This is a genomic window from Cellulosimicrobium sp. NPDC057862 (genome assembly GCF_042797035.1).
Classification (GTDB): Bacteria; Actinomycetota; Actinomycetes; order Actinomycetales; family Cellulomonadaceae; genus Cellulosimicrobium.
This window is the reverse complement of sequence record NZ_JBHVMH010000001.1, coordinates 446,233-459,680: the sequence shown is the minus strand read 5'-3', so window position 1 is coordinate 459,680 and position 13,448 is coordinate 446,233. Positions and strand designations below refer to the sequence as shown.

Annotated in this window: 12 protein-coding genes; 4 read left to right on the top strand and 8 right to left on the bottom strand. The window is 74.1% G+C overall.

Annotated elements, in window-relative coordinates; translation table 11 throughout:
* Positions 1-24: 24 nt before the first annotated feature.
* From ACFVN3_RS01900 to ACFVN3_RS01890, 3 genes are all read right to left on the bottom strand, one after another.
* Complete coding sequence (locus tag ACFVN3_RS01900) at positions 25-1,134, bottom strand: hypothetical protein (protein WP_378229990.1); 1,110 nt, start codon at positions 1,132-1,134, stop codon at positions 25-27.
* Complete coding sequence (locus tag ACFVN3_RS01895; protein ID WP_378229988.1) at positions 1,131-1,811, bottom strand: SigE family RNA polymerase sigma factor; 681 nt, start codon at positions 1,809-1,811, stop codon at positions 1,131-1,133. Before ACFVN3_RS01895 ends, ACFVN3_RS01900 begins: the two co-directional genes overlap by 4 nt.
* A gap of 122 nt (positions 1,812-1,933) precedes the next feature.
* A complete protein-coding gene (locus tag ACFVN3_RS01890) occupies positions 1,934-2,986 on the bottom strand; it encodes an App1 family protein (protein WP_378229986.1) in 1,053 nt (350 codons plus the stop codon).
* Between the two features lie 170 nt (positions 2,987-3,156).
* On the opposite strand from ACFVN3_RS01890, the gene ACFVN3_RS01885 reads away from it, so the two are divergent.
* Positions 3,157-3,738, top strand: a complete 582-nt coding sequence (locus ACFVN3_RS01885) for a pyridoxamine 5'-phosphate oxidase family protein (RefSeq protein WP_378229984.1) — start codon at positions 3,157-3,159, stop codon at positions 3,736-3,738.
* A 36-nt stretch (positions 3,739-3,774) separates the two neighbouring features.
* On the opposite strand, the gene ACFVN3_RS01880 is transcribed toward ACFVN3_RS01885, so the two are convergent.
* Positions 3,775-7,155 carry a discoidin domain-containing protein gene (locus ACFVN3_RS01880; RefSeq protein ID WP_378229982.1) on the bottom strand — a complete coding sequence of 1,127 codons (3,381 nt, stop codon included), beginning with the start codon at positions 7,153-7,155 and terminating at the stop codon, positions 3,775-3,777.
* Positions 7,156-7,553: 398 nt separating this feature from the next.
* Here ACFVN3_RS01880 and ACFVN3_RS01875 point away from each other — a divergent pair, with 398 nt between their 5' ends.
* Positions 7,554-7,727, top strand: a complete 174-nt coding sequence (locus ACFVN3_RS01875) for a hypothetical protein (protein ID WP_156186253.1) — start codon at positions 7,554-7,556, stop codon at positions 7,725-7,727.
* 15 nt (positions 7,728-7,742) lie between these two features.
* On the opposite strand, the gene ACFVN3_RS01870 is transcribed toward ACFVN3_RS01875, so the two are convergent.
* Genes ACFVN3_RS01870 through ACFVN3_RS01860 form a run of 3 tightly spaced genes read right to left on the bottom strand, consistent with a single transcriptional unit; the run spans position 7,743 to position 9,895 of the window.
* A complete protein-coding gene (locus tag ACFVN3_RS01870) occupies positions 7,743-8,597 on the bottom strand; it encodes a ferredoxin reductase (RefSeq protein ID WP_378229979.1) in 855 nt (284 codons plus the stop codon).
* 8 nt (positions 8,598-8,605) lie between these two features.
* A complete protein-coding gene (locus ACFVN3_RS01865) occupies positions 8,606-9,205 on the bottom strand; it encodes a molybdopterin-dependent oxidoreductase (RefSeq protein ID WP_378229977.1) in 600 nt (199 codons plus the stop codon).
* Positions 9,206-9,244: 39 nt separating this feature from the next.
* The gene (locus tag ACFVN3_RS01860) at positions 9,245-9,895 is read right to left on the bottom strand and encodes a TetR/AcrR family transcriptional regulator (protein ID WP_378229975.1); all 651 of its coding nucleotides are present in this window, start codon (positions 9,893-9,895) and stop codon (positions 9,245-9,247) included.
* Between the two features lie 153 nt (positions 9,896-10,048).
* Between ACFVN3_RS01860 and ACFVN3_RS01855 the strand changes: the two genes are divergently transcribed.
* Together ACFVN3_RS01855 and ACFVN3_RS01850 are read left to right on the top strand one after the other, a co-directional pair.
* On the top strand, positions 10,049-11,353 hold the full coding sequence (locus tag ACFVN3_RS01855) for a glycosyltransferase (protein WP_378229973.1): 1,305 nt from the start codon (positions 10,049-10,051) through the stop codon (positions 11,351-11,353).
* Between the two features lie 29 nt (positions 11,354-11,382).
* Entirely contained in the window at positions 11,383-11,925 is a 543-nt protein-coding gene (locus ACFVN3_RS01850) for a DapH/DapD/GlmU-related protein (RefSeq protein ID WP_378229971.1), read from the top strand.
* Positions 11,926-11,991: 66 nt separating this feature from the next.
* On the opposite strand, the gene ACFVN3_RS01845 is transcribed toward ACFVN3_RS01850, so the two are convergent.
* Positions 11,992-13,434: an L-serine ammonia-lyase gene (locus ACFVN3_RS01845; RefSeq protein ID WP_378229969.1), complete on the bottom strand. Its 1,443-nt coding sequence runs from the start codon at positions 13,432-13,434 to the stop codon at positions 11,992-11,994.
* Between the last annotated feature and the right edge of the window lie 14 nt (positions 13,435-13,448).

Genomic DNA, 13,448 nt, shown 5'->3' with positions numbered 1-13,448 from the left:
CGGCATCCCGGCGCGCCGGGCAGGTCACGAGGTGGCGTCACCCGTCCAGCGGGACCAGTCGACCGCGTCGTCCGCCTCGCACTGCCACGTCAGATCGTCCTCGTCGTCCCGGCTGAGACCGCGCGCCGCGTCGAGCGCGCGGCGTTCCTCCGGGCAGGCAGCCGCGACGAAGTGACCCTGGCTCGCCCACAGGTCGTTCGCCGCGTACGCGTCGGCGAAGGCCTGCACGGCGACGTCGTCCGCGGACGGCTCGCTGCTGCGTGTCGGGGCCGTTCGGGAGCCCTCCGCCGCGTCCCAGACCGTCGCGCACGCGGCGGGGTCGGGGTCGGTGTCGCAGCCGCCGTACCCCACGTTCCTGCCGAAGGCGTCATGCAGGAAGACCCCGCGGACGGCGGGAACGGCGAGGTCGGTCGGCGCGTCCGCGACCCGCATCGCGAAGACGCCGCTCCACGACCCGGCGTCGAGCGGCGACACGGGGAGGTCGAGGGTGGCGCGGGCCTCACCCTCCGGGCCGCGCAGGGTCTCGCGGGCCACGACGGTCACGCCCTCCGGGTCCTCGGCCAGGTCCTGGTCGAGCACGAGCCCGACGGCGAGCTGGTCGTCACCGCCCGGACCGGTCACGAGGGCGAGGTCTCCGCGGGACGTGGCCACGGGGCCGTCGGGCAGTCCCGCACCGGCCAGCAGCGTCTCGAGGGCGGCGTCGTCGCCCGCCCAGACCTGGAGCGGGTGGTCGACGGCGTCCGCCTCGACGGTGAGGAGGAACCGCGTCCCGGGCTCCCAGGTGGGCAGTCCGAGGTCGACGACGATCCCGCCCCCGGCGCGGTCGTGGACGCGCGGGTCGACGACGGCCGTCACGCCCGGGGCGATCTCGACCACCCCCGCCGCGCCGGTGCTGCCCGCCGCCGTCGCCGGGGGTGCCGTGTCGACTCCTGAACGGGGCGACAGCGGACCCGCGAGCAGCCCGGCCGCGGCGGCGCATCCCGCGGTCGCGGAGAGCGCCGCCGTCCGGCGACGGCGCTGGGCACGCCGCGAGGACGCCAGGACGCGGTGGGCGTCGAGCGTCGAGCGCAGGCCGTCGGGCGCGACAGCGGTGCGCAGGGCAGCGGCGAACGCCGCGTCGTCGTGGTCGGTCACGATCGGTCTCCTTCGGTGGACGTGGTCGACGAGCCGGTGCGGAGGCTCGTTCCGGCGGGAGCGTCGGCGGGAGCGTCGGCGGGGGCGTCGGCGGGGGCTTCGGCGGTGTCGGCGAGAGCGGCGCGCAGCCGGGCGAGCGCGCGGGACGCGGTGGACTTCACGGTCCCGACGGGGATGCCGAGCTCGCGCGACACCTCCGCCTCGGAGAGGTCGAGCAGGTGCCGCAGCACGACGACGCGGCGCTGCCGCAGCGGGAGCGTGAGGAGCGCCCGCACGACGGCGTCGCGGTCGTGGACCTGGCCGGTCGCGTCGGGCGCGTGCCGGCGTGCGTCGTGGTCGAGGCCCGTGAGCACCTCGCGGCGCGTGCGCCGCCACGCGTCGACGCGCAGGTTGGCGAGGATCGTGCGGGCGTACGCGAGCGGGTCGCCCTGCCGCGCGCGTCGCCACGAGCGCCACGTGCGCTCGAACGTCTGCTGCGTGAGCTCCTCCGCGCGGTGGTGGTCGCCGGAGAGGAAGTACGCGAGCCGGTGGAGCGGGTCCTTCGCGGTCTCGACGAACGCCACGAACTCCTCCGCGTGGCCCGCGTCGGTGACCACGTGCAGGTCACGGTCGGCCCAGCCGCCCGGCGACGGTGGGTCGTCTGCTGTCATGAAGGTGGACTCCGTCGAGATCGTCACGCCCCCAGCACGCACCGGGAGCCCGGAAGGTTCCACCCGTGACCGAGCCGGTCGCGGACCCGTGCGGTCGGACGTGGAGCGGCCGGGTCGGCGCGGCGGACCCGGCCGGCGCCTGCGGGAGCCTACCGGCGCAGGACCCTCGCGAGGGCGCGGGTGAGCGCGTCGCCGTCGGGGCCGTGCGCCGTCGGGACGCCGCGCACCTCGCCGGGCAGGCTGCCGGGCGACGGCAGCGGCGAGCCGTGGGCGAGGACCTGCTGCGCGGGCGTCAGCTCGCGGATCGCGACGGCGGCGACGTGGTCGGGGTGCCGGCGCGCGGCGCGCGCGTAGATGTCGGGGTCGTGCTGTCCGTCGTCGCCCACGAGCAGCCAGTCGACGTCGGGCAGCTCGCGGAAGAGGCGGTCGAGCGAGGTGTCCTTGTGCTCCGGGCCGCTGCGGAACCAGCCGGTGTTCGTCGGGCCCCAGTCGGTGAGCAGGAGCGGGCCGGGCGGGAAGCCGTGCCGCTGGAGGAACCGGCGCAGGTTCGCGGCGGTGTTCCACGCGCCCGTCGACAGGTAGACGAACGGGGTGCCCGGCCGCGACGTCGCGATCCCGCGGTAGAGGGCGGCCATCCCCGGCACCGGGACGCGCGCGCTCGAGTGCCGCACGAACGTGTTCCAGGCCGCGATGAGCGGGCGGGGGACCGCGGTCACCATGGCGGTGTCGTCGATGTCGGACACGACGCCGAGCCGCCGCCCGTCGGCCACGACGAGCACGCGGCCCGTCGCGACCGCGCCCGACGACGGGCGGAACGTCACGTCGTGCCATCCCGGGGCGAGCGCGACGTCGATCGTCGCGTCGAGGTAGCCGCTGCGGTCGGAGACGAGGTCGACGGTCGCGTCGCCCACGTGCACGCGGACCTCCTCGCGCGGGGCGGGGGCGGTGAAGAAGTATCGCCAGCCGCGCCGGTCGGCGGACTCGCGCTCGTGCAGCGCGGGGTCGAACGCGGGGCTCGCGAGGAGCACGCGCGCGAGCACGCGCACGCGCCGCGGGGTGCCGTACCCCGCGAACGGCTCGACGCGAGGGCGCCACCCGCGTGCCTTCTGGAAGCGGGAGACGACGGCGCGCCACCGGTCCTCGAGCCGGGCCGCCCGGTGGGGTCGCTGGGTCACGGCGTGCTCGGTCGGGGTCGAGGTCATGGGCGCGCGGCGGTCTCCGGTCGACGTCGGGGGGCTGGTGCCCACTGTGTCACAACCCGGCCACCTCGCACCGGCGGGACGCGGCCGCGTCCCGCGCGTCGGGCACCGATGAGTTCTGGACCCTGCGGCGGTCCACCCCGCGTCCGACGAGCCTCGACAGGAGCACCCCCATGACCGAGACGCCTGCCCCGACCGTCGACCACGGCGACCTGCTCGCCGCCTACAGCACGCCGGAGGCGCCACGGGTGCCGTGGCCCGCCGTCCGGGAGGCGCTCGAGCGCGCGGGGGTGTCGTGGGTGTCGACGGTCCGGCCGGACGGGCGGCCCCACGTCACGCCGCTCCTCACCGTGACGGCCGACGGAGCGTTGTTCTTCTGCACGGGCCCGGACGAGCGCAAGGCCCGCAACCTCGCGACGAACCCGCACGTCGTCCTCACGACCGGGGCCAACCGGTTCGAGGAGGGCATGGACGTCGTGGTGGAGGGCGACGCGGTGCGCGTCACCGACGACGCGATGCTGCACCGCCTCGCGGAGCGGTGGCGCTGCAAGTACGACTGGCACTTCGAGGTCCGCGACGGCGCGTTCTGGGACACCGCGGACGGCGGCGGGGAGGCGTACGTGTTCGCCGTGCGCCCGGACGTCGTCTTCGCGTACGCGCGCGGCGCCGAGCACACGGCGATGCGGTGGCGGTTCGCCGCGGACGGGACCTCGACCGGCCTGGGCGCGGCGCGCGCGCCGCAGCCCGCCCCGTGAGGCGGGCTGCGGCGTCGAGCGGGGTGCGGACGGACGTCAGTTGCGCGTGATGGTGAAGGTCGACGTCGTGTTCTCGATGTCCCGGAAGTTGCCCGAGAACGTGAGGTTGGTGAACGTCGCCGTGCCGACGGCCGGGCCCTGGCCCGACTCCGGCATCGGGTTGGCCCAGATGCCGTAGCCCGACTTGGCGTCGTACTGGTCGCCGCTCTTCTTGGCCCCCGTGATGGTGACGTTGGTGAAGGTCGGGTTCTGGAAGGTGTTCTGCGGCTGGCCGCCGACGTAGTTCGTCTGGAACATGATCCCGGAGTACGTCGGGTCGATGACGTCGAGGTTGTTCACCTGGATGTTCCCGAACGCCTTGGACGCCGAGAACATCCACACGGCCCCGAACACCTGGTCGCCCCAGAAGTGCCCGCCCGAGCGGACGACGGTGAGCCCGTCGAACACCGTCGGTGCCGGGCCGAAGCCCTCCATCGGGTACCCGAAGTCGAGCGAGCTGATCGTGACGCCCGAGTAGACGAGCGTGTCCGCGATGTAGATGTTGCGGAACGTGTTGTCCTGGCCGCCGTAGACAGCGAGGCCCGCCGCGCGCCACGTGTTGGTCGACGTGAGGTTCTCGAACACGTTGCCGCGCTGCCCGCTGCCCCCGTTGTCGGTGGCCGCGAAGAGCGCGAACGAGTCGTCACCGGTGCCGCGCGCCTGGTTGTTGTGCACATGGTTGTTCGCGCTGCCGTTGGTCATGTTGATCGCGTCCGCGAACGTGTTCCGGATGCGCGAGTTCGTGACCTCGGAGTCGTCCATGTTCGACGCCCAGAACATGCAGATCATGTGCTCGACCCAGATGTTGTCGATCGTCATGTTCTTCACGTTGGCGAAGTCGAAGACCTTGCCCGGGCCGTCGATGCGCGACGTGTAGTTGCCGAAGTACGCGAAGTCGCGGAACGTCGAGCCGTTCGCGCTCGCCTCGGCGCGGAAGCCGACGTCGGTGTTCTCCTGGCCCTGCGGCGCGAAGAACCGCGTGAACCACGGCCCGGCGCCGACGACGTCGACCCCCTTGCCGTAGACCTGGAACTTGCTCGACGTCTGGTAGTCGCCGGCGGGCAGGTAGACGCCCTTGAGCGTGCCGGTCGCGTCCATGCGGACCCTGTCGAGCGCGGCCTGGACGTCCTGGTGCGTGAAGCCCGCGGGCTGCGTGTACTGCGCGGGGTTCGGGTTCGCCCGCGGCGTCGCGAGCTCGAGGTCGACGAAGTCGATCGCGTACTGCGACGTGTTCTGCGCGGTCTTCTGCAGGCGGATCTTCGAGCCCGCCGGGACGGTCGTCCCGAGCAGCGTGCTCGACTCGTCGTAGACGTGGCGCGGCGCGCCCTGGCCCGGCTGGTTGCCCGGGTTGGTCTCGTTGCCGTAGAGCCACGCGTAGCGGGACGTGAGGTCGATGTTCTTGAGGAACTGGCCGTCGACGTAGATCGCGAGGGTCGCGTTCGTGCCGCCGCCACCCGCCGAGTCGGGGATGGAGAAGCGGGTCAGCAGCGTGTTCGTCGGGGCCTTGGTGGTCCACTCGACGTACGCGCCGGTCTGGTTGAGCGTCACCGCGCGTCGGCCCGACGCCTCGCCCGCGAGGTCGCCGACGACGCGGTTGGGCGCCAGCACGGTCGCGCCGCCGCCCGTGACGCCGTCCTCCGCCTCGTACGTGTCGAACGGCAGGTTGGCGCCGCGTCCGACGAACAGGGGGCGCGTCGCGGTGTTGTTGGCCTGCTTCGCCGAGACCTCGGTGGAGTCCGGCGCGGCGACGACCTTCACGTCGTAGTTGCCGTTCGCGGCGGTCCACGTGCCGAGGTTGACGCTCGCGCTGCTCGCGCCCGCGGCGATCGCGCCGCTCGCGGAGCCGGTGAGGGTGCGCACGACGGCGCCCGTCGCCTTGTTCGTCACGGTGACGGTGAGGCCGTGCGCAGACGTGGAGGTCGCGACGTTGCCCTGGTTCGCGATCGTCGCGGAGAACGTCACCGTGCTGCCCGCGGCGGGGTTGCTCGGCGACCACGTCAGGGTCGGGACGAGGTCCGAGCTCGGGACGGCGGTGACGACGAGCGGGGTCGGGTTCGCGTACCCGTTGTTGCCCTCGTTCTGCTCGGCCACCGTGCCGCCCGCGTCGGCGACCGCGCCGATCGTGTAGCTCGCGGCGGGGCGGGCGCCGACGTCGGCCGTGACGGTTGCCTGAGCGCCGGCCGCGAGCGCGCCGACCGGCTTCGTCGCGACCGTCTGGCCGTTCAGCGTGAACGCGACGTCGGTCGCGGCGGACGACTGCGTGCCGATGTTCTTCACGACGGCCGACAGCGTGATCGCCTGCGACTCCAGCGGCGACGCGGGGGTCGCGGTGACGCTCGTGACGACGAGGTCCGGGTTGGGTGCGGCGGTGCCGAACACCTGGAGCTCGGCGACCTGGCCGTTGCCGGAGCCGGTGTTCCCCGTGAACCGCAGGCGCACGTCCTTGGCCGTGCCGGTCACGGGGACCGTCACGGTGTTCCCCGTGCTCGGCGCGAACGCGTAGCCCGCCGACGGCTTGAGCGTCTGCCACGTGCCGGTCGCCGTCGCGCGGCCCTGGACCTCGAAGGTCTGGGTGCGCGGGCCCCACGCGGACGCCGGCGGGAGCTTGACGACGACGTTCGTGAGCTGGGCCGCGGCGTCGAGCGAGACCGTGAGCGTGCTGGGGTACTGGCCGCCCGCGCCCTCCCAGTAGGTCGAGGTGCTGTCGTCGTTCGCGTTCTTCGCCACGAACTGCCACTCCGTCGACGACCCCTCGATCGGCTTGTTCAGCGCGAGGTTGGTGCCGGTCGGCGGCTCCGGCTCGCCGGGGCCTCCGGGGTCGGTGCTGCCGGCCGTGCCGCGCACCTCGAGCTCGGAGAGCTGACCCGCGGGCCAGCCCGTGTTCGCGGTGATCTGCACGCGCACGTAGCGGGCGGACGTGTCCGGTACGTCGACCGTCACGGTGTTCCCCGACGCGGGGTTGAACGCGTACGCCTGTGACGCCTTGATCGTGGAGAAGCTCGAGCCGTCGGTGCTCGACTGCACGCTGAGGGTCTGGCTGCGCGTCTCCCAGCCCGTGGGGAGCTTGAGCACGAGGTCCTCGACCGTGGCGGCCGCGCCGAGGTCGACCTGCGCCCACTGCGGGAACGTGTTGTTGGTCGACTCCCAGTAGGTGCCCTGGTTGCCGTCGGTGAGGTTGCCGGACAGGTACGGCGAGTTGTTGCTGCTCGCCGCCGTCGACTTCCCGGCGGACAGCACCGTGGGCGCCGCCGTCGCGGTGGTCGTCATGCCGAGCGGGACGAGCAGGGCCGCCGCCCCCGCCGTCGCGGCGAGGAGGCGGAGCCGGCGCTGCGGCGCGCCGGCGGCTGTGCGGTTCGACGTGCTGGGTCGATGTCTCATCGATGTCCTCGATCTCCCGTCGTCGTCGACGGGCGTCAGGCCGCGCCGAGCGCGACCCCGCACCGGACCGGACGCCCGGGTCGGAGGACGGGCCACGGCGCACGTCCGGCCGTGGCCGGGTGGCTCGGGTCAGTACCTTCGAGAATTGCGGACCCGCTGTGCCGCACCGCACAACGGAGTGTTGATTTCTTGCATCAACACGCAAGAACGCTACTGCCGGGTGAAGGAGGCGTCAAGAGATGTCGCAAGCACCCGATGTGCCACGTTCGTCGAGGTAGATCCCTGGTCCCGCGAGGTAGAGCCGTGGTTCTTGTGCCCGACGGCGCGTGGTCGCCCCGGGTGGTCGGGGTGGGTGGCGGTGCCGCGAGGGGCGGGCTCGGGGCCGGTAGGGTCCGCGCATGGGAATCGGGCCGATCTACCCGCTGCTGATCCTGCTCTACGTCGCCGTGATCGCGACCGTCGCCGTCCTGGTGATCTGGGCGTTGATCCTCACGATCCGGCTGCTGCGCAGCGTGCTCTCGGAGCGCGACGCCCGAGCCCGCGCGGGCTGGCCGCCGCCTCCGTCGGCGTAGTCGCTCGGTTCGCCCTCAGTCCGCGGCGGGGCCGAAGCGCTCGGTCTTGACCCGCGCCGGGTCGTGGCCGAGCGAGACGAGCTGCCGCGCGACGGCCTCGACGAAACCGGTTGGCCCGCACACGAAGCACGCGGGCTCGATCTCGGCCGGCCAGCCCCACGCGGCAAGGTCGCGGCGCTCGAGGCGCCCGGGGCCGCGCATCGACCCGAGCGGCGTCGAGCGCGTGAAGACGACCTGGACGTCGAGGCCGTCGTGCGCGGCGGCGAGCCGGTCGAGGTCGTCGACGTACAGCCGGTCCTCCGGGCGGCGCACCGAGTACACGAGCCGGAACGGCGTGCGGTCGCCGGCGTCGCGGCGGGTCCGCAGCATCGCCATGAGCGGCACGAGGCCCGACCCGCCGGCCGCGAGCAGGACCGGCGTCCCGGCGTCGCGCTCCGGTGACCAGACGAACCAGCCGCCGACCGGCCCGCGCAGCTCGATCGCGTCCCCCACCGCGAAGGCGTCGGTGAGATACGTCGAGACCTCCCCGCCCGGGACGCGCTGCACGGTGACCTCGACGCGCGCGGGAGAGGCGCCGTCGGGCACGCCGTTCGTCGCGACGGCGGGCGACCCGTCCGCGGCGTCGCCGTCGCGCACGGGGGCGCGGGTCGCCGCGCTGCCGATCGAGTAGCTGCGCTCGGCGGTGTAGCCGTCGGGGGCGGTGAGCCGCAGGTCGACGTGCTGCCCGGCCAGGTGCCCGGGCCAGGCGGGGACCTCGAGGACGAGCGTCCGCGCGGACGGGCTCTCCTCCCACGCGTCGACGAGCGTCGCGACCTGCCAGCGTGACGGCGTCGCGTACCGGGCGCCGAGGCGGACGGGCGCCTCAGTCATCTCGAGGCTCAATCACCCTGGTACCTCTGCTCGCGCCACGGGTCGCCGAGGTCGTGGTAGCCGAGACGCTCCCAGAAGCCCTGCCGGTCCATGGGCATGAGCGTGATGCTGTTGACCCACTTGGCCGACTTCCAGAAGTACAGGTGCGGCACGAGCAGCCGTGCCGGGCCGCCGTGCACGGGGTGCAGCGGCGCGCCGTCGAACGTGTGCACGACCCACGCCTTGCCGCCCAGGAGCTCCGCGACCGGGAGGTTCGTCGTGTAGCCGCCGTAGCAGCCGATCATCGCGAAGTCGGCGGTCGACTCGACGTCGGCGAGGAGCGTGTCGAGCGAGACGCCGCGCCACGACGTCCCGAACTTGGACCAGCGGGTCACGCAGTGGATGTCGACGGTCGGCTCGTCCTGGGGGAGCGCCATGAGGTCCGCCCACGACCACGCGTGGGTCGCGCCGGTCTCGGTGGTGACGTCGAGCCGCCAGGTCGCGGTGTCGACGCGCGGTGTGGGCCCCGCCGAGAGCACCGGGAACCCGGTCTCGACGTACTGGCCCGGCGGGAGCGCCACGCCCTGCGGACGTGGCCGGCCGTGGAAGCCGGGGGTAAGCGTGCTCATGGCACACGGTAGGCGCGGTCCCCGACGGCGCGCCAGGGCTCAGGCGTTCGCGTCGCCGGTCGGCGGTGCCGCGACGAGGCGCACGACGGCGTCGCGCAGCCAGGCGCGGTACCGCTCGTCGGACCAGCCCGCCCCCTCGACGAAGTGGCCCCAGCCCTCGGGCGCGAGCAGGTAGGAGAGGGCCTCGGCCGCCTCCTCCCGGGAGGAGTGCGGGCGGAACCCGTGCGCCACGAGCACGTCGACGCTCGCGCGCAGGTCGGCGCGGCGGCGTCCGAGGAGCGCGTCGAGCTCCGCGGCGACGGCCTCGTCGGAGCGTGCCGCCGACGTGAAGGCGGACCACAGGCCGGCGACGCGAGCGTTCGCCGCCGCGACGAGTGCGACGAGCCCGTCGAGGAACTCCTCGGGGTCGGCGGTGCCGGCGACGGAGCGGCCCTCGGGCCGTTCGCCGAGCGACTCCCGCCCCTCGGACCCGGCGAACGTGAGCTCGAACGCGGCGAGGAGCAGCGCGCGCTTGGGCCCGTGCGCCTTGACCGTCTCCAGCGACACGCCCGCGCGCTCGGCGACGCGCGCGAGGGTCGTGCGCTCGTAGCCGCGCTCGGCGAGCTCCTGCGCGGCGGCGCGCACGACCCGCTCGCGCGTGCGCGCGGCCTGCTCGGCGCGGAGGTCGGACGTGTAGGCGCGCGGGACCACTATTGACTACCCCTCGAAGGTGATGAATACTCCTGACGGTTGATCGATCTTCTCACACGCCGGCTCCCCACCGGCGCCCCCGCGCAGACGGCCCGGTCCTGCGCCTTCCCGTCTTCACGGCGCGACCGCGCCGCCACGAGAGAGGCACCACCGATGGCCGACGTCCTGCTCTGCTCCACCCCCGTGCACGCCCACGTCACCCCGCTGCTCGCCGTCACCCGCGCGCTCGTCGCCCGCGGGCACGACGTCCGGTTCCTGACGGGGTCCCGGTTCGCCGCGGCCGTCGAGGCAGCGGGCGCAACGTTCCTCCCGCTCCCTGCGGAGGCGGACTTCGACGACCGGGACCTCGCGGCGGCGTTCCCGGGTCGTGCGGGGCGCACGGGTCTCGACGCGATCCGGCACGACATGCTGGAGATCTTCGTCGGCCCTGGCATCGCGCAGCACCGGGCGATGGTCGACGCTCTCGCGTCGCGCCCGGCCGACGTCGTGCTCGTCGAGCCGCTGTTCCTCGGCGCGATGCCGCTCGTCGCGTCGCCCGCCGACGGTCGGCCGCCCGTCCTCGCGCTCGGCATCTTCCCGCTCGGGCTCAGGAGCGACCGGACCGCGCCGTTCGGCCTCGGGGTCCTGCCCGCGCGCGGACCGCTCGGTGTGGCGCGCAACAGGGTGCTGCACCGGTTCGTCGAGCAGGTCGCGTTCGCCGCCCCGCAGCGCGCCGCGCAGGACATGGTCCGCGCCGCGGGCGGGGAGCCGAGCGGCACCTTCTTCCTCGGGTGGCCGGCCGACGCGGAGGCCGTCGTGCAGCTCACCGTCCGCGAGCTCGAGTACCCGCGGCCCGACGTCGCGACCCCGGTCCGGTTCGTCGGCCCCCCGCGCCCGGCGCCGGGCAGCGTCGACCTCCCGGGGTGGTGGGGCGACCTCGACACCCGCCGACCGGTCGTCCACGTCACCCAGGGGACCGTCGCGAACGAGGACCCGACCCAGCTCCTCGTCCCCACGCTGCGCGCGCTCGCCGACGAGGACGTGCTCGTGGTCGCCGCGACGGGCGGCCGTCCGGTCGGTTCGCTCGGGTCGCTCCCGGCGAACGTGCGCGCGGCCGAGTACCTCCCGTACGACGCGCTGCTGCCACGCACGTCGGTCCTCGTGACCAACGGCGGCTACGGCGGCGTCCATCACGCGCTGCGCCACGGCGTGCCCGTGGTCGTCGCCGGCAAGACCGAGGACAAGGCCGAGGTCGCGGCGCGCGTCGCGTGGACGGGCGCCGGCGTGCGGCTGCGGACGAGCACGCCGCGGCCCGCCCAGGTGCGGCGCGCGGTCCGGCGTCTGCTCGCCGACCCGTCGTACGCGCGAGCCAGCGCACGCCTCGGCGAGCGCATCGCCGCCTCGCCGGGCGAGGACGGCGTGGTCGACGTCGTCGAGGAGGTCGTCGCCGCCCGGGAGGCGTCGCGCGCCGTCCCCTGACCGGGTCAGGATCGAGGCAGGATCGGAGGATGCCCAGCGACCTGCTCATGCGCATCCACGGCCCCGAGTTCCGCGCCATGTCCGAGAGGGTGCTGCGAGCCACCGAGCTCACCTCGCGGCTCAACGTCCTGCCGTTCGACGACGAGGAGGGCCGGGCGCGGCTGTTCGAGCAGATCCTGGGCCGCCCGCTGGGGCCGCGCGTGACGATCTACCCGCCCTTCTTCACGGACCACGGCCTGAACCTGGACCTGGGGGAGCGGGTGTTCGTCAACCAGAACTGCACGTTCCTCGACTACGCGGGCATCCGGCTGGCCGAGCGCGTCATGGTCGCTCCGAAGGTCACGTTCATCACCGTCGGGCACCCCGTCGACACCGACGACCGCAAGGTCTGGCTGACCGGCGGCCCGATCGACGTGCACGAGAACGTGTGGATCGGGGCCGGGGCCACCATCCTGCCCGGCGTGACCATCGGCCACGACGCGGTCGTCGCCGCCGGCGCGGTCGTGACCGACGACGTCCCGCCGCGCAGCCTCGTCACCGGCACCAAGGCGGCGGTGCGCCGCACGTGGTGACCGGTCGGCTCAGCACTCCTTCTGTCGGTCGTGCTGAAGCCTGCGCTTGCTTCGCTGCGCTCCGGCTCAGCACTCGACCACGTTGACCGCGAGGCCGCCGGTCGAGGTCTCCTTGTACTTGGTCGACATGTCCACGCCGGTCTGGCGCATCGTCTCGATGACGGTGTCGAGCGAGACGACGTGCGAGCCGTCTCCCTGGAGCGCGAGGCGCGCCGCGGAGACGGCGGTGCAGGCGGCGATGGCGTTGCGCTCGATGCACGGGACCTGGACGAGCCCGCCGACGGGGTCGCACGTGAGCCCGAGGTTGTGCTCCATCGCGATCTCGGCCGCGTTCTCCACCTGGGCGGGTGTGCCGCCGAGCACGGCGCAGATCGCGCCCGCCGCCATCGAGCACGCCGAGCCGACCTCGCCCTGGCAGCCGGCCTCCGCGCCGGAGATCGACGCGTTGCGCTTGTAGAGCGCGCCGATCGCGGCGGCCGTGAGGAGGTACGTGCGCATGGCCCGACGCCGGCGCGCGGGGTCCGCGGCGACGTCCGGGTGGGTGCGCAGGAAGTGCCGGCCGACCGCGGGGATGATGCCCGCGGCGCCGTTCGTCGGGGCGGTGACGACGCGACGCCCGTCGGCGTTCTCCTCGTTGACGGCCATGGCGAACGCCTGGAGCCACTCGATGGTCGTGTCGGCGCCGCGCTCGTCCGCGAGCTCGAGGCGCTCGCGCTGGGCCCGCGCCCGACGGCGGACCTTGAGGCGTCCGGGCAGCACCCCGTCGCGCTCGAGCCCGGCGTCGACGCACGCGCTCATGGTGTCCCAGATCCGGTCGACCCCCGCCTCGACCTCGGCGGCGGGGCGCAGGGCGGACTCGTTCGCCCACGCGACGGCGGCGATGGACGTGCGCTCGCGCTCGCACAGGGCGAGGAGCTCGGCCGCGTTGGCGAACGGGAACGGCACGCCCGACGGCTCGGTGCGCGGGTCGATCGCTTCGCCCGCGAGCTCGGCGCCGAGCTGTGCGGCCTCGTTCGCCGCCGCGGACTCGAGCTCGGCAGCCGTGAGGACGAACCCGCCGCCGACCGAGTAGTACGCCTCCTCGGCGAGCGTCGCGCCCTCGGCGTCGAGCGCGGTGAAGCGCATGCCGTTGGGGTGGCCGGGCATACGCGTCAGCGGCGCGAGGCGCACGTCCTCGCTCGTCATCGTGACGCGGTGCCGGCCCAGCAGCGCGACGGGCGCGCCGTCGCCCAGCTTCTCCCACGAGCCGGGGACCCGGGCGGGGTCGCATGTCTCGGGGTCGAGGCCGAGCAGCCCCGCGACGACGGCGTCCGGCGTGCCGTGGCCGACACCCGTGGCCCCGAGCGACCCGCAGAGCGCGACCCGCAGGCCGGCGACCGCGTCCAGCACGCCGTCGTCCGCCAGCGTCGCGACGAACGCCTTCGACGCCCGCATCGGCCCGACGGTGTGCGAGCTCGACGGCCCCACGCCGACGGAGAAGAGGTCGAGGACCGACACGTACGCGCTCATGGAGACCATGGTCG